Origin of the sequence: Variovorax sp. CAN15, assembly GCF_030462475.1 — a bacterium.
Taxonomy (GTDB): Bacteria; Pseudomonadota; Gammaproteobacteria; order Burkholderiales; family Burkholderiaceae_C; genus Variovorax.
Genome location: NZ_JASMRZ010000108.1, coordinates 1 through 15,313 on the forward strand (window position 1 = coordinate 1; position 15,313 = coordinate 15,313).

Consider the following 15,313-nt stretch of genomic DNA (forward strand, 5'->3'; position numbering starts at 1 on the left):
CCTGCGCATGAAGGTCTCGCCGCAGGCGCGCAAGAAAGATCCGGGCCTGCCGCTGACCTGGGACGTGCGCGCCATCACGCGCGAGATCGACGGCAAGCCGCGCACGCTGTTCACTTCACTGGCCGRCCCCGTGCGCTGGGCCGCCGAGGACGTGTTCGCGCTGTATCACGAGCGCTGGGAGATCGAACTCGCGTACGGGGAGATCAAGACCGACATGCTGCGCCAGTCCATGACGCTGCGCAGTCAGCACCCCGACGGCGTCGAGCAGGAACTGTGGGCGACCCTGCTGATGTACAACCTGATCCGTCTGGAAATCACGCGCATCGCCGACGAAGCCAAGCTCGAGCCTTGTCGCATCAGCTTCATCACGGCCTTGCGCTACATCGTCGACGAGTGGCTCTGGAGTTCGAGCAGCACTGCGCCCGGTGCGATCCCCGCCAAGCTGCGCGCCATGCGCCAGAACATCCGCCGCTTCGTCCTTCCACCCCGCCGCAGCGAACGCCGATATCCTCGCGCCGTTCGCATGACCAAGACGCAGTACCCCATCAAGAAAAATGCCGCTCAGAATTAACTGAGCGGCATTGCCGCGCAAGCGGCCCTTTTCTTTTTGCTTCGCTTCGCGCGATGCGTCAGGTCGCCACCGCCTGTGCATGCTCGCGCACGGGCACACCGCTCGCCATGCGCACGCACAGGTCGAAGGCCTGCTGCAGTCCCTCGATCTTCGCGATGCCCTTGCCCGCGATGTCGAAGGCGCTGCCGCTGGCCGAGGTGGCCACCGGCACCGGCAGGCCGCCGTGCAGCGTCACGCCCTGCTCGAAGCCCATGAGCTTCATCGCGATCTGGCCCTGGTCGTGGTACATCGACACCACCGCATCGACGTCGCCGCGCCGCGCGCCGATGAACACCGTGTCGGGGGAGAAGGGACCGCGCGCGTCGAGGCCCTCGGCGCGCAGCTGTTCGATGGCGGGCGCGATGATCTCGATTTCTTCCATGCCGATGGAGCCGCCGTCGCCCGCGTGCGGGTTGAGCCCCGTTACCGCAATGCGCGGATGCGCCACGCCCGCGCGGCGCAGCGCGGCGGCGATGATCTTCACCGCGTCGCTCACGCCCTGCACCGTGATGTGGCTCGCCACGTCCTTCAGCGGAATGTGCGAGGTCACGCGCGAGGTCCACAGCGAGCCCGTGAGGTTGAACTCGCATACGAAGCCCGTCACCGCGAAGCGCTCCTGCATGTAGCGCAGCTCGTCCTCGTGCACCAGGCCGCCCAGGCGCAGTGAATGCTTGTTGAGCGGCGCGAAGAGGATGCCCTCGGCCTGCCCGCGCCGCACCGCCAGCGTGGCCAGCTCCAGCGCCTCGAACGAGGCGCGGCCCGACTGCTCGTTCGATTCGCCAAGCACCGGCTCGCGTCCTTCCATCCAGTCGCACGCGAGCAGGCTGGGGCGGCCGTCCTCGAAGCGCAGCGCGTCGAGGCTGTCCACCCGCAGCGGGTTCAGCTTCTCGCCCGCGATGCGCTCGCCAGCCGCGAGCACCGCCGGATCGGCGATCAGCAGCACGCGCGCGGCGTCGAGGTTGCGCTGGCGCGCCAGCAGCTTCACCGCCATCTCGGGGCCGACGCCGCTCGGGTCGCCGAGCAGCACGACGATGCGGGGCCTGGCGGAAGTCGCGCCTGAAGACTTGGAGGAGGGGAGGGACATGGTGTCGGTCGGATACGGTTGAAGGGAAGAGACAAAAAAAGAGAAGGAACCGGCCGCTTCATTCGGCCTTGATGTTGGCGTCGCGCACGAGCTGGCCGTAGTGGTCGAACTCCTGCCTGTTCATCGCCGCGAAGGGTTCGCCGGTCAGCCCGCCGGGCTCGCCGCCCAGTGCCTTGATGCGCGTCTGTACGTCGGCCAGCTTCAGCGTGCGCGAGAGTTCGGCGCTCAGCCGCTCCACCGCGGGGCGCGGCGTGCCGGCCGTGACGTACAGGCCATACCAGGTGGACACGTCGGCGCCCTTGATGCCCTGCTCGGCCAGCGTCGGCACGTCGGGCAGTTCGGGCGAGCGCTGCGGCGCGCTCACCGCCAGCGCGCGGAACTTGCCGGCCTTGATCTGGCCCATGGCCGAGGAGGTGCTGTCGAACATCATGTCGACCTCGCCCGCGATGATGTCGACGTGCGCCTGCGAGCTGCCCTTGTAGGGCACGTGGATCGACTTCATTCCGGTGGCGAGGTTGAAGGCCTCGCCGCCCACGTGCTGCGTGCTGCCGATGCCCGAGGAAGCGTACTTGAAGCCGCCCGGCTTCGCGGCCATGGCCGCCACCAGGTCCTTCACCGACCTGTAGGGCGAGTTGGCCGACACCACCAGCACGTTGGGCATCACGGCGACCAGGCCGACGGGCTGCAGGTCCTTCAGCGGGTCGTACTTGAGCTTGAGGATGTGCGGCGCCACCGCCTGCGCCGTGTTGGTGGCCAGCAGCAGCGTGGCGCCGTCGGCAGGCGCGCGTGCCGTGAGCTCGCCCGCGATGGTGTTGGAGGCGCCGGGCCGGTTCTCGACCACCACCGGCTGCTTCAGCGCGGGCGAGAACTTGTCGGCCAGCACGCGCGCCAGGATGTCGGTGCCGCCGCCGGGCGAGGCGCCGACCATGATGCGCATCGGCTTGTCGGGGTAGGCCTGCTGCGCGCTGGACGCTGTTGCCGTCAGTAGCGCCATGGCCACGAGCCCTGCCGCGCGGGCGAAAAAGAGAGGCTTCATCGAGGTTGTCTCCTGCTTGTAGTGAGGGCAAGCGTACGGAGCATTGCCAGCTCGATCCAATCGAAAAAGCCCGGAGGTCCATATACTTTTGTGCATGACCCAAGGGCTTTCCGACGCCTCGCTGATGCTCCTCGTGCGACCGCGCCAGCTGCTGCTGCTGGCCCGGCTCGATACCCATCGCCATCTCGGCCGGGCGGCCGAGGCGATGAACATCAGCCAGCCGGCGGCCACCAAGCTGCTCCAGCAGCTGGAGGATTCGCTGGGCGAGAAGCTCTTCGAGCGCTTGGCGCGCGGCATGGAGCCCACGCCCTACGGCGAGATCCTGATCCGCTATGCCCGCCGCGTGCTCAGCGACTTCGGCACCGCCCGCGAGGAAATGCTGGCCCTGCGCTCCGGCCTGAGCGGCGCGCTGCGCGTGGGCAGCGTGCCGGGCGCGGTGCCGGGGTTGCTGGCGCCGGCGCTGGTGGAGTACCACCGCCGGCATCCGCAGGTGGCGGTGTCGGTGGTGGTCGAGACCAGCGACGTGATCCAGGCGCAGCTGGAGCAGGGTGACGTCGACTTCGTGCTGGGCCGCCTCACCGACGGCCACGACGAGGCGAAGTACGCGAGCGTGCCGCTTCTGGGCGAGTCGCAGGTGGTGGTGGTTCGTGCCGCCCACCCGGTGTTCGAGCGCGGCGCCGTCACGCTGGCCGAGATCGCGGGCTGGTCGTGGGTGCTGCAGCCGCCGGGCTCGCCGCAGCGCGGGCGCTTCGAGGCGGCGATGCGCGAGGCGGGAATCGCCGAGCGGCTGGACATCATCGAAACGGCATCGCCCAGTGCCATCACCGCGTTGCTGGAGAACTCCGACATGGCGGCCGTGATGCCCTCCTCGCAAGCCGAACACTACGCCCGGCTGGGCGTGCTGCGGGTGGTGCCGGTGGAACTGCCGGTGCGGGTGCCGCCGATCTGCCTCATCACCCGCGCCGACCGGGCGCTGTCACCTGCGGCGGCGCAGCTGCGGCGGCAGCTGCTGGGCGGCGCCTGAAGCCCTTTGGCTTGCTGTTTTCCATGCTGTATTGCGTTAACTAGGGAATTCACTAGCCAACTGGTGCATGAAAGTACTGGTGATGGCGGCGTCAGTACCAAAATCGCAGGCACGCTTCTCCAGAATTCCCGGCACGGCGACCCGACAGACAAGAGGGCGTCGCTCACCTCTAGGAGACAACATGAAGCGTTTTCTGAAAGCGGGCCTCGTCCTCGCACTCATCGGTACGGGCGTCGTCTCGCAGGCCGCCACCGAACTCGTGATCGCGACCGTGAACAACGGCCACATGATCGAGATGCAGAAGCTCACCCCCTTCTTCGAGAAGGCCAACCCCGACATCAAGCTCAAGTGGGTGACGCTCGAAGAGGGCACGCTGCGCCAGCGCGTGACCACCGACATCGCCACCAAGGGCGGCCAGTTCGACGTGATGACCATCGGCCTGTACGAGACGCCGATCTGGTCGAAGAAGGGCTGGCTCAAGCCCATCGCCACCGACGCCGCCTACGACGTGGACGATCTGCTGCCCGCTATCCGCGACGGTTTGTCGAACGAGGGCAAGCTCTATGCCGCGCCCTTCTACGGCGAGAGCTCGATGCTCATGTACCGCAAGGACCTCGCCGACAAGGTGGGCGTGAAGTTCCCCGACCAGCCCACCTGGGCGCAGGTGAAGGAGTTCGCCGACAAGGCCAACGACCCGAAGGCCGGCGTCTACGGCATGTGCCTGCGCGGCAAGCCGGGCTGGGGCGACAACATGGCCTTCCTGACCACGCTGGTCAACACCAACGGCGGCCAGTGGTTCGACATGCAGTGGAAGCCGCAGATCGACACCAAGCCCTGGAAGGACGCCATCACCTTCTACGTCGACCTGATGAAGAAGGACGGCCCTCCGGGAGCCTCGGCCAACAGCTTCAACGAGAACCTCGCGCTCTTCAACGAAGGCAAGTGCGCGGCCTGGGTGGACGCGACCATCGCGGCCTCGTTCATCAGCGACCCGAAGCAGTCGAAGGTGGCCGACAAGGTGGCCTTCGCGCAGGCGCCGACCGCCGTCACGCCCAAGGGCGCCAACTGGCTGTGGTCGTGGAATCTCGCCATTCCGGCCAGTTCGACCAAGGACGAGGCGGCGCAGAAGTTCATCAAGTGGGCCACTTCGAAGGACTACATCGCCCTCGTGGCCAAGGAAACCGGCTGGGCCTCGGTGCCGACCGGCACGCGCAAGTCGACCTACGCGAACCCCGAGTTCCAGAAGGTCGCCAAGTTCGCCGCGGCCGAGAAGAAGGCGATCGACAGTGCGAACCTGACGGACAGCACGCTGCCGAAGTCGCCGTACGTCGGCGTGCAGTACGCGGCCATTCCTGAGTTCCAGGCCATCGGCGTGGCGGTGGGCCAGCAGATGAGCGCGGCGCTGGCGGGCAAGGTGACTGTCGACCAGGCGCTGAAGACTTCGCAGACGGCGGCCGAGCGTGAGATGAAGAAGGCGGGCTACTACAAGTAAGCCTGCCGGGCTTGCTCCCTCCCCCGCTGGGGGAGGGTCGGGGTGGGGGCACGCGGCGCTCGCGACAACGCCGCGCCTGAACAGGCAGCCCCCATCCCCGCCTTCCCCCAGAGGGGGAAGGAGCCAGGGACCACAAGAAGGGATACCTCATGAAAAGACTCCTGCCCCGCGCCCTCATGGCGCCCGCGGTGCTCACGCTCTTCCTCTGGATGATCGTGCCGCTGGCGATGACGTTGTACTTCTCGTTCGTGAACTACAACCTCATGCAGCCAGGCGAGCACACATTCGCGGGCATCGAGAACTTTCACTACTTCATCACCGACCCCGACTTCTGGCCGGCCACCTGGAACACGCTGCTGCTGATCGGCAGCGTGATCGTCATCACGGTGGTGTTCGGCGTGCTGCTGGCGTTGCTGGTGAACGAGCCCTTCCCGGGTCGAGGCATCGTTCGCGTGCTGCTGATCTCGCCCTTCTTCGTCATGCCCGCGGTCAATGCGCTGCTGTGGAAGCACATGATGATGAACCCCATCTACGGCGTCCTCGCCGACCTGTGGCGCTTCTTCGGCGCGCAGCCGGTGGACTGGCTCACCGACGTGCCGCTGCTGTCGGTGATCATCATGGTGGCCTGGCAGTGGCTGCCTTTTGCGTGCCTGATATTCATCACCTCGCTGCAGTCGCTCGACCGCGAGCAGATGGAGGCTGCGCGCATGGACGGCGCGAGTCCGGTGCAGCGCTTCTTCTATCTCACCATTCCGCACCTCGCGCGCCCGATGGCGGTGGTGATCATGATCGAGATGATCTTCCTGCTCAGCGTGTTCGCCGAGATTGCCATCACCACCAACGGCGGCCCGGGCAACGCGAGCACCAACATGACCTACATGATCTTCAAGCAGTCGCTCATGAACTTCGACGTGGGCGTGGCTTCGGCGGGCGCGCTGTTCGCGGTGGTGCTGGCGAACATCGTGGCGGTGTTCCTCATCCGGATCATCGGCAAGAACCTGGATTAGTCATGTGGCACACCCCCAGTCTTCGCGCACTTCGTGTCGCTTCGCCAACCCCCTTGCAGGGGGCAACACCGACGGCCCGGCAAAGCCGGTTCCGTGGTGTTCCTGGAACTGATCCAGTCTCGAATCAACCAGCAGTGGAGTAGCCAGATCATGCAACCCAGCAACTTCCTGCCGCAGCTGCTGCGCACCGTGGGTGCGTGGGCCGTCGCGCTGCTGCTGTTCTTTCCGCTCGGCTGGCTGTTCCTCACGGCCTTCAAGACGGAGCTGCAGGCCATCCATGTGCCGCCGCTGTTCATCTTCGAGCCCACGCTCGACAACTTCGGCGAGGTGCAGCGCCGCAGCGACTACCTGCTGTATGCGCGCAATTCGCTCATCACCAGCCTGGGCTCGACCATCCTGGGCCTGCTGATCGCGGCGCCCGCCGCGTACTCGATGGCCTTCTTCCGCACGAAGAAGACGCGCGACATCCTGATGTGGATGCTCTCCACCAAGATGATGCCGGCCGTGGGCGCGCTGGTGCCGATCTACGTCATTGCGCAGACGGCGGGCATGCTGGACTCGCTCCCCGCGCTGACCATCGTGTTCACGCTGTCGAACCTGCCGATCATGGTGTGGATGCTCTACAGCGCCTACAAGGACATTCCGAACGAGATTCTCGAAGCGGCGCGCATGGACGGCGCCAGCCTCTGGACCGAGTTCCGCCACGTCGTGATGCCGCTGTCGGTGGGCGGGCTCGCATCCACCGGCCTGCTGTGCCTGGTGCTGAGCTGGAACGAGGCCTTCTGGGCGCTGAACCTCACCTCCGCCAAGGCCGGCACGCTGGCCACGCTGATCGCCTCGTATTCCAGCCCCGAGGGCCTGTTCTGGGCCAAGCTGTCGGCGGCTTCGCTGATGGCCATCGCGCCCATCGTGGTGTTCGGCTGGTTCAGCCAGAAGCAGCTGGTGCAAGGCCTGACCTTCGGCGCCGTGAAATGAACGCCACCTCCAGTCTTCGCGCACTGCGTGTCGCTTCGCCAACGCCCTCGAGGGGGCGCTGCCCGTGGCCCGGCAAAGCCGGTTCCGCGGCAGCCTGCGGATCGCGTCGCGCGCTTTCGAACAACGTCGGCGCATCGCTCGCCTGCCGGCAAAACATCAAGGAGTCGTGAATGGCCTACCTCGAACTCAAGAACATCAAGAAGAGCTTTGGTGAAGTCAACATCATCAAGGGCGTCGACCTGCAGATCCAGAAGGGCGAGTTCATCGTCTTCGTCGGGCCTTCGGGCTGCGGCAAGTCGACGCTGCTGCGGCTGATCGCGGGGCTGGAGCCGATCACCAGCGGCAACCTGCTGCTCGACGGCAAGGACATCACCTGGGCACCCTCGGGCAAGCGCGACCTCGCGATGGTGTTCCAGAGCTACGCGCTCTATCCGCACATGAGCGTGTACGACAACATGTCCTTCGCGCTGAAGCTGGCGGGTGTCTCGAAGAGCGAGATCAAGACGAAGGTCGAGTACGCGGCGAAGACGCTGAATCTCACGCAGTACCTCGACCGTACGCCCAAGGACCTCTCGGGCGGCCAGCGCCAGCGCGTGGCCATCGGGCGCGCCATCGTGCGGGCACCGAAGGTGTTTTTGTTCGACGAGCCGCTGTCGAACCTCGATGCCGCGCTGCGCGGCAACACGCGCGTGGAGATCCACAAGCTGCACCGCGCGCTGGGCGCGACCACCATCTACGTGACGCACGACCAGGTCGAGGCCATGACGCTGGCCGACCGCGTGGTGGTGCTGAAGGACGGGCTGATCGAGCAGGTCGGCACGCCGCTGGAACTGTACGACCGCCCGGCCAACCAGTTCGTGGCGCAGTTCATCGGCATGCCGTCGATGAACATGGTGGCGGCGAACGCCATTCCTTCCTTCTCCGCCGCCACCGGCGGGCGCCTGCCGGCCGACGGCTTCCTGGGCGTGCGCCCCGAGGGACTGCGCGTGCATCCGAAGCAGGGCGCGCCGGTGTCGGACGTGCTCGGCCGCGTCGAGCTGATCGAGGCGCTGGGCGCCGACACGCTGATCCACGTCGACGTGGCCGGCGTGCCGCTGATCGCGCGGCAGAACGACCGCACGCCGCTGCAGGCCGGCGACGACGTGGCGGTGGAGCTCGATCCTTCGGTGCTGCATCTCTTCAACCGCGAAGGCCGCTCGGTCGCCGCGTGACCCCAACCATCCGCCCACCGTCTTTTCAACGGACCTTCTCGTGACCATTGCGCAACTTTCACCGGCTCCCACGGAGTTCACGGTGCTCCATCTCGGCCTGGGCTCGTTCCATCGCGCTCACCAGGCGGTGTACCTGCAGCGGCTGATCGACGCGGGCGATACCCGCTGGTCGCTGTCGGGTGCCAACATCCGGCCGGACATGGCCGATGTCATCGCCGCGCTGCAGGCGCAGGGCGGACGCTACACGCTGGAAACCGTCTCGCCCGCGGGCGAGTACCGCTACGAGGAGATCGGCGCCATCCGCGAGGTGCTGGCCTGGGAGCGCTCGCTGGGCGGCGTGATCGCGCGCGGCGCGGCGCCTTCGACGCGCATCGTGTCCTTCACCGTCACCGAGGCGGGCTACTACCTCGACGACAAGGGCAGGCTCGACCTGTCCTTTGGCGACCTCGCGGCCGACGTGGAGCGTGCGCGCCGCGGTGAAGGCGGCGAGACCGAAGGCAAGGGCGTGACCATCTACGGCGCCGTCTGCGCCATCCTGCGCGCGCGCAAGACCGCGAACGCGGGCCCGCTGACGCTGCTGAACTGCGACAACCTGCGCCACAACGGGGACCGTTTCCGCGCCGGCCTGCTGGAGTTCATCGGCCTGGCGGGCGATGCCGACCTGCTGGCCTGGGTGAACGCGAACACCCGCTGCCCGAATGCGATGGTCGACCGCATCACGCCGCGCCCGCCGCCCGAGCTGCGCGCGCGCGTGAAGGCGGCCACGGGCCGCGACGACGCGGCCGCCATCACCGGCGAGAGCTTCATCCAGTGGGTGATCGAAGACAACTTCGCGGCCGGCCGGCCCGACTGGGGCCGCGTGGGCGTGGAGCTGGTCGAGTCGGTGCAGCCGTATGAAGAGGCCAAGATCCGCATCCTCAATGCCACGCACAGCTGCATTGCCTGGGCGGGCACGCTGGTTGGGCACGGCTTCATCCACGAAGGCACGCACGACGCGGCCATCCGCAAGATGGCTTTCGACTACGTCACCGACGACGTCATTCCCTGCCTGAGCCCGAGCCCGATCGACCTCGAGGCCTACCGCGACGTGGTGCTCGACCGCTTCGGCAACCCGGCCATCCGCGACACCAACCAGCGCGTGGCGGCGGACGGCTTCTCGAAGATCCCGGGCTTCATCGCTCCGACGGTGCGCGAGCGCCTCGCTGTCGGCCAGCCCGTCGAGAGCGTGGCGATGCTGCCCGCGCTGTTCCTGGCCTTCCTGCAGCGCTGGCACAAGGGCGCGCTGCCCTACGCCTACCAGGACCAGGGCATGGACGAGGCGGTGGCGCACGCCATCTGCGACGCGGCCGACCCGGTCGTCGCGCTGTGTTCCGACGCGGGGCTGTGGGGCAATATCGCGGGCGATTCGCGCCTGATCGACGCCGTGCGCCGCGCGGGCGAGCGCGTCGCGCGCTTCGTGCAGGCGGCGGAGCGCAAGCCATGAGCGGCAGGCTGCAGGGCAGGCATGTGCTGCTGACCGGCGCGGGCGGCGGCATCGGCCTGGCCGTGGCCGCGGCCTGCATCGCCGAAGGCGCGCGCTGCACGGTGATCGACCGCGCGCCCGCCGCGCCCGAGGCCGTGCGCGCGCTGCAGCAGGGCCACCCCGACAGCCTGGCCTATCTCGCGGCCGACGTGACCGACACGCAGGCCATCGCGCACATGCTGGCCGAGGCGCAGGTGGCCTTCGGGCCGGTCCACACGCTGTTCAACAACGCGGCGGTGTTCGACCTCGCGCCGCTGCTCGACAGCGACGAGGCTTCCTTCGACCGTCTGTTCGCGGTCAACGTGAAGGGCATGTTCTTCGTGATGCAGGCGGTGCTGCGCCACATGGTGGAGGCGGGCACGCAGGGCGCCTCGGTCATCAACATGGCCTCGCAGGCCGGGCGCCGGGGCGAGGCGCTGGTGTCGCACTACTGCGCGACCAAGGCGGCCGTCATCAGCTACACGCAGAGCGCCGCGCTGGCCATGGCGCCGCACGGCATCCGCGTCAACGGCATCGCTCCCGGTGTGGTCGACACGCCGATGTGGGACCATGTGGACAGCCTGTTCGCCAAGGCCGAAGGTCTGCCGCCCGGAGAGAAGAAGCGGCAGGTCGGCCTGGCGGTGCCGCTCGGACGCATGGGCGTGCCGGACGACATCGCGGGGGCGGCGGTGTTCCTCGCCAGCGACGAGGCGCGCTACATCACGGCGCAGACCCTCAACGTCGACGGCGGCAACGTCATGAGCTGAAGACCAGATGAACCACGACTTCCACCTGTACCTCGACAGCGCCGACATGGCCGAGCTGCGGGCCTGCCTGCCGCACCCGGTGGTGCACGGCGTGACGACCAACCCGACGCTGCTCAGGCGTGCAGGCATCGGCCGCGCCGAAGTGCCGGGCCTGCTGCGGCGCTGCATCGAGCTGGGCGCGCGGCAGGTGCAGGCGCAGGTGTATTCGCAGGATGCCGACGGCATGCTGGAGGACGCACAGGCGCTGCTCGCGCACTTCGCGCCGGGCCAGCTGGTGGTGAAGATCCCGGCCACGCGCCAGGGCTTCGTCGCTGGCGCGCGGCTCATCGAACAAGGCGTGCCCGTCACCTGGACAGCCGTGTACGCGCCCGAGCAGGCGCACTTCGCGTCGCAGCTGGGCGCCGCCTATGCCGCGCCGTACCTGGGCCGGCTGGAAGACTCCGGCGCCGACGGACTGGGGCTGATCGCGCAGATGCAGGCGCTGGTCGCCCAGCGGCCCGCGTCGGGCACGCGGCTGCTGGTTGCGAGCATCCGCTCGCGCCAGGCCTATCTTTCGCTGCTGGGGCTCGGCGTGGGGGCCATCACCATTCCGCCGCGCCTGTTTTCCGAATTGCTCGACCATCCCGCCACGCTGGCCGCCGAAAGCGGCTTTCTCGCCGACGCGCGCGACCTGCCGGCCTGACCGCGCCAGAATCCAGACACCATGCGCATAGCACTCACGGGCGAAGCCCTCATCGATTTCACCGCCAGCGAGGCTGGCACCCTGGCGTTCCTCGGGCACGAGGGAGGTTCTCCGCTGAACACGGCCGTGGCTTGCGCGCGGCTCGGGCAGCCCACGGGCTTTCTCACGCAGCTTTCCACCGACCTGTTCGGCGAGCGGCTGATGGGCTTCCTGCAGCGCAACGGCGTGGACACCAGCTTCATCCTGCGCAGCGGCGCGCCATCGACGCTGGCCTTCGTCGAGCGAACGCCGCAGACCAACCGCTACGCCTTCTATACGCAAGGCAGCGCCGACGCCACCTGGGCGCCCGAACCGCTGCCGCAACTGCCGGCGGAGTGCCGCTTTTTGCACTTCGGCTCGATCTCGCTGCTGCAGGACCCAGCCGCCGCGCGCATCGCCGACCTGATCGCGGCGAACCGGGGGCAGCGCGTGATCGTGTTCGACCCGAACGTGCGGCCCAGCCTCATCACCGACATGGGCGCCTATCGCGAGCGCGTGAACGGCTGGTTCGGCATGGCCGACCTGGTCAAGCTCAGCGACGAGGATGCGGCGCTGCTCGCGCCCGGCCAGCCCGTCGATGTGCTGGCCGCCGAGTGCCTGAAGGCCGGCGCGCGCGCCGTGATCGTCACGCGCGGCGGCGACGGCGCGACGCTCTGGCGCATGGGCCATGCACCGCTGAGCGTGGCGGCGCCGCGTGTCACCGTGGTCGACACCATCGGCGCGGGCGACACCTTCACGGCGGGGCTTTCCGTGGCGCTGCTTTCGCAAGGCGTCGAGCGGCCGGAGCAGCTCGACGGGCTGAGCGACGAAAGCTGGAAGGCCGTGATGGGCTTCGCCGCCACCGCCGCCGCGCTGAATTGCACCCGCGAGGGTGCCGATCCACCGACGCTGGAAGCGGTTCACGCCGCGCTGGCGAAGGCACAAAATACCGCTGTTGCTGCTGCTTCCCGGCCCTGAGCCGTGCTGCCATCATGACGACGTCCACCCGCAAGCGCTCGATTCCCCGCCAGCGCCAGCCCGAACTGGAGCGCGACTTCGCGCGTTCCCCCTCGCTGGGCTACGAGGCTCCCGAAGAAACCGGCGTGGTGCGCTGCCTCGCCCACGGCTTTCCGAGCCCGCTGGTGCGGTGGCACTTTCATGAAGAGTACGAACTGCACCTGATCACCGAGACCTCGGGCAAGGCCTTCATCGGCGACTGGATCGGACCCTTCCAGCCGGGGCATCTGGTGCTGTGCGGGCCGAGGCTGCCGCACAACTGGATCTCGCTCGACGTGCCCGAGGGCGGCGCGGCGGGGCGCGACAGGGTGATCCAGTTCCGCCACGAGCCCATCGAGCACGCGGCGGCGCAGATTCCCGAGCTGCGCGAGGTGATGCAGCTGCTGGAGCGGGCGCGCCATGGCATCGAGTTCTTCGGCATGTCGCAGCAGGCGCAGGCGCACTGGGACCGCATCAAGGCCGCGCGCGGCGTGCGCCGGCTGGGCCTGTTCCTCGACTTCATGGCCGACCTGGCGCAATGCACCGACTACCGGCTGCTGTCGAGCGTGCAGATGCAGGGCGCGCAGGGCGCCGACGGCGACGCGCAGGTCGACCAGATCAACGGCATCGTCAACCGCATCACCAACAACATGGCCGAGCCGATCTCGATGTCGGACGTGGCGGCCGAGCTGGGCATGAGCGAGAGCCGCTTCAGCCGCTTCTTCAGGCGCTCCACCGGCAACAGCTTCACCGACTTCGTCAACCGCGTGCGCATCAACAGCGCCTGCCACCTGCTGATGCAGACCGACCACTACGTGACCGACATCTGCTACCAGGTGGGCTTCAACAACGTGGCGAACTTCAACCGCCGCTTTCTCGAGATCAAGGGCATGACGCCGAGCGAATTCCGCCGGCAGGCGGACACGCGCTTCGGCGTATGAGGTTCGCCCCCCAGGCTGCGCGCACTTCGTGTCGCTTCGCCAACCCCCTGCCGGGGGCAACACCTGAGGCCCGGCAAAGCCGGTTCCTCGGTGTTCCTTGAAAGGAAGCGAGCTCTTCGTCCATCGGCCGCGCGGAAGCACGGAAGGTCTGAACAAATCAAATAAGGGGATTCATCTTGTATCTGGGACTCGACCTCGGCACGTCCGAGCTCAAGGCGCTCTTGCTCGCCGACGATCACCGCATCGTCGGCGTGGCCCGCGCGCCGCTCACGGTCGAACGGCCGCAGCCGCTGTGGTCGGAGCAGGCGCCGCGGCAGTGGTGGCAGGCGCTCGAAGAGGTGATGGCGCAACTCAAGGCCTCGCACGGCGAGGCGCTCGCGTCGGTACGGGCCATCGGTCTGTCGGGCCAGATGCATGGCGCGACGCTGCTCGACGAAGCTGGCGAAGTGCTGCGCCCGGCGATCCTCTGGAACGATGGGCGCAGCGGTGCGCAGTGCGAGGCGCTCACGCGCGCCGTGCCGCGGCTCGGCGAGATCGCGGGCAACCTGGCGATGTCCGGCTTCACCGCGCCCAAGCTGCTGTGGGTGCGCGAGCACGAGCCCGAAATCTTCAGCCGCGTCGCACGCGTGCTGCTGCCGAAGGACTGGCTGCGCTTCATGCTCAGCGGCGAGGCGGTCAGCGAGATGTCGGATGCGGCAGGCACGCTGTGGCTGGACGTGGGCGCGCGCGACTGGTCCGACGAACTGCTCGCGGCCACGGGGCTCACGCGTGCGCACATGCCGAGGCTGGTCGAAGGCAGCGAGGTGTCGGCTCAGCTCAAGCCCGAGCTGGCAGCGCGCTGGGGCCTGCGCGATGGCGTGAAGATCGCCGGCGGTGCGGGCGACAACGCGGCCAGTGCGGTCGGCATGGGGCTGGTCGAACCGGGGCAGGGCTTTGTCTCGCTGGGCACCTCGGGCGTGGTGTTCGTGTCGACCGACCGCTTCCTGCCGAATCCCGCGCAGGCGATGCATGCCTTCTGCCATGCGCTGCCGAGGCGCTGGCACCAGATGTCGGTGATGCTCTCCGCCGCGAGCGCGGTGAGCTGGGCGGCGAAGACTTTCAAGTTCGTCGACGAGGCCGCGCTGCTCGAAGCAGCCGCATCCATACCGTCGGCACGGCGCGAGCGCTGCCCGCTGTTCCTGCCGTACCTGTCTGGCGAACGCTCGCCGCACAACAACCCCAATGCCCAAGGCGTTCTCTTCGGGCTCACGCATGCACACGGACCGGCGGAAATCGCCTACGCCGTGGTCGAGGGCGTGAGCTTCGGCCTGCGCGACGGCTTCGACACCCTGCGGCTGCCGGCCGATATGCCGCTGCGCGAAATGGCGCTGGTGGGCGGCGGCGCGCGCAGCGTTTGGTGGGGGCAGTTGCTGGCCGACATCTTCCAGGTTCCGCTCACGCTCTATGCGGGCAGCGAGACGGGCGGGGCGCTGGGCGCGGCGCGGCTGGCCTGGCTGGCGGATGGGGGCGAGGTGGCAGAGGTGTGCACGCTGCCGCCGGTGAAGCAGAAGCTGGTTCCGTCGACCGATGGAGCCGATGTCCACAGGACGAGGCATGCGCGCTTCCAGGCGCTCTACAAGGCGGTGCAGGCGCAATTCCAGTAGCAGAGCGATCACGACCGCCCACGAAAAAGCCCGGCGCAAGCCGGGCTTCAGGCTGCTGACAAACCCTCAAGCCCTCGCGTTGCGAGGGTTTTGTGCTTTTTAATGGCGGGATGCTCAAGAGCCCGACACCTGCGCAGCAGGAACTGGAGATGGTGACGCTGGAGATGCTGGTGCCGCAGGATCACCTGCTGCGCAAGATCGATGCGGCGGTGGATTTCGAGTTCATCCGAGCGAAGGTTTCGCACCTGTACTGCGCCGACAACGGCCGCCCGGCGCTCGATCCGGTGGTGATGTTCAAGCTGCTGCTGGTGGGCTACCTGTTCGGG

General features: G+C 67.9%; 14 protein-coding genes and 1 pseudogene. 13 read left to right on the plus strand and 2 right to left on the minus strand.

The window, feature by feature from the left end:
• A partial coding sequence (locus tag QMO14_RS30795; protein WP_301511856.1) for a transposase occupies positions 1-571 on the plus strand: 571 nt, incomplete at its 5' end.
• A 58-nt stretch (positions 572-629) separates the two neighbouring features.
• On the opposite strand, the gene QMO14_RS30800 is transcribed toward QMO14_RS30795, so the two are convergent.
• Both QMO14_RS30800 and QMO14_RS30805 read right to left on the minus strand, forming a co-directional pair.
• The gene (locus QMO14_RS30800; RefSeq protein ID WP_301511857.1) at positions 630-1,694 is read right to left on the minus strand and encodes a 4-hydroxythreonine-4-phosphate dehydrogenase PdxA; all 1,065 of its coding nucleotides are present in this window, start codon (positions 1,692-1,694) and stop codon (positions 630-632) included.
• Positions 1,695-1,752: 58 nt separating this feature from the next.
• Positions 1,753-2,730 carry a tripartite tricarboxylate transporter substrate binding protein gene (locus QMO14_RS30805; protein ID WP_301511858.1) on the minus strand — a complete coding sequence of 326 codons (978 nt, stop codon included), beginning with the start codon at positions 2,728-2,730 and terminating at the stop codon, positions 1,753-1,755.
• 94 nt (positions 2,731-2,824) lie between these two features.
• On the opposite strand from QMO14_RS30805, the gene QMO14_RS30810 reads away from it, so the two are divergent.
• From QMO14_RS30810 to QMO14_RS30865, 12 genes and pseudogenes are all read left to right on the plus strand, one after another.
• A complete protein-coding gene (locus tag QMO14_RS30810; protein WP_301511859.1) occupies positions 2,825-3,754 on the plus strand; it encodes a LysR family transcriptional regulator in 930 nt (309 codons plus the stop codon).
• A 181-nt stretch (positions 3,755-3,935) separates the two neighbouring features.
• Entirely contained in the window at positions 3,936-5,246 is a 1,311-nt protein-coding gene (locus QMO14_RS30815) for a sugar ABC transporter substrate-binding protein (RefSeq protein WP_301511860.1), read from the plus strand.
• 149 nt (positions 5,247-5,395) lie between these two features.
• Positions 5,396-6,253 carry a carbohydrate ABC transporter permease gene (locus QMO14_RS30820; protein WP_301511862.1) on the plus strand — a complete coding sequence of 286 codons (858 nt, stop codon included), beginning with the start codon at positions 5,396-5,398 and terminating at the stop codon, positions 6,251-6,253.
• A 150-nt stretch (positions 6,254-6,403) separates the two neighbouring features.
• A complete protein-coding gene (locus QMO14_RS30825; RefSeq protein WP_301511863.1) occupies positions 6,404-7,228 on the plus strand; it encodes a carbohydrate ABC transporter permease in 825 nt (274 codons plus the stop codon).
• Positions 7,229-7,398: 170 nt separating this feature from the next.
• Entirely contained in the window at positions 7,399-8,439 is a 1,041-nt protein-coding gene (locus QMO14_RS30830; RefSeq protein ID WP_301511864.1) for an ABC transporter ATP-binding protein, read from the plus strand.
• A gap of 82 nt (positions 8,440-8,521) precedes the next feature.
• Complete coding sequence (gene dalD / locus QMO14_RS30835) at positions 8,522-9,922, plus strand: D-arabinitol 4-dehydrogenase (RefSeq protein ID WP_301511873.1); 1,401 nt, start codon at positions 8,522-8,524, stop codon at positions 9,920-9,922.
• Positions 9,919-10,707: an L-iditol 2-dehydrogenase gene (locus QMO14_RS30840; RefSeq protein ID WP_301511866.1), complete on the plus strand. Its 789-nt coding sequence runs from the start codon at positions 9,919-9,921 to the stop codon at positions 10,705-10,707. The genes dalD and QMO14_RS30840 overlap by 4 nt, the downstream gene beginning before the upstream one ends.
• A gap of 7 nt (positions 10,708-10,714) precedes the next feature.
• Entirely contained in the window at positions 10,715-11,389 is a 675-nt protein-coding gene (locus tag QMO14_RS30845) for a transaldolase family protein (protein WP_301511868.1), read from the plus strand.
• A 21-nt stretch (positions 11,390-11,410) separates the two neighbouring features.
• Positions 11,411-12,385 (plus strand): carbohydrate kinase, encoded by a 975-nt coding sequence (locus tag QMO14_RS30850; RefSeq protein ID WP_301511870.1) that lies wholly within the window; start codon positions 11,411-11,413, stop codon positions 12,383-12,385.
• A gap of 14 nt (positions 12,386-12,399) precedes the next feature.
• A complete protein-coding gene (locus QMO14_RS30855; protein WP_301511871.1) occupies positions 12,400-13,344 on the plus strand; it encodes an AraC family transcriptional regulator in 945 nt (314 codons plus the stop codon).
• A 176-nt stretch (positions 13,345-13,520) separates the two neighbouring features.
• A complete protein-coding gene (gene xylB / locus QMO14_RS30860; RefSeq protein ID WP_301511872.1) occupies positions 13,521-14,987 on the plus strand; it encodes a xylulokinase in 1,467 nt (488 codons plus the stop codon).
• A 110-nt stretch (positions 14,988-15,097) separates the two neighbouring features.
• Positions 15,098-15,313, plus strand: a pseudogene (locus QMO14_RS30865) (IS5/IS1182 family transposase); the annotation flags it as partial.

Bases quoted from the DNA above. Each gene is read 5' to 3' on its own strand.
- QMO14_RS30855 (WP_301511871.1), top strand. From the start codon at position 12,400: ATGACGACGTCCACCCGCAAGCGCTCGATTCCCCGCCAGCGCCAGCCC.
- QMO14_RS30840 (WP_301511866.1), top strand. From the start codon at position 9,919: ATGAGCGGCAGGCTGCAGGGCAGGCATGTGCTGCTGACCGGCGCGGGC.
- QMO14_RS30805 (WP_301511858.1), bottom strand. From the start codon at position 2,730: ATGAAGCCTCTCTTTTTCGCCCGCGCGGCAGGGCTCGTGGCCATGGCG.
- QMO14_RS30850 (WP_301511870.1), top strand. From the start codon at position 11,411: ATGCGCATAGCACTCACGGGCGAAGCCCTCATCGATTTCACCGCCAGC.
- QMO14_RS30845 (WP_301511868.1), top strand. From the start codon at position 10,715: ATGAACCACGACTTCCACCTGTACCTCGACAGCGCCGACATGGCCGAG.
- QMO14_RS30825 (WP_301511863.1), top strand. From the start codon at position 6,404: ATGCAACCCAGCAACTTCCTGCCGCAGCTGCTGCGCACCGTGGGTGCG.
- QMO14_RS30815 (WP_301511860.1), top strand. From the start codon at position 3,936: ATGAAGCGTTTTCTGAAAGCGGGCCTCGTCCTCGCACTCATCGGTACG.
- QMO14_RS30810 (WP_301511859.1), top strand. From the start codon at position 2,825: ATGACCCAAGGGCTTTCCGACGCCTCGCTGATGCTCCTCGTGCGACCG.
- QMO14_RS30800 (WP_301511857.1), bottom strand. From the start codon at position 1,694: ATGTCCCTCCCCTCCTCCAAGTCTTCAGGCGCGACTTCCGCCAGGCCC.
- QMO14_RS30820 (WP_301511862.1), top strand. From the start codon at position 5,396: ATGAAAAGACTCCTGCCCCGCGCCCTCATGGCGCCCGCGGTGCTCACG.
- QMO14_RS30830 (WP_301511864.1), top strand. From the start codon at position 7,399: ATGGCCTACCTCGAACTCAAGAACATCAAGAAGAGCTTTGGTGAAGTC.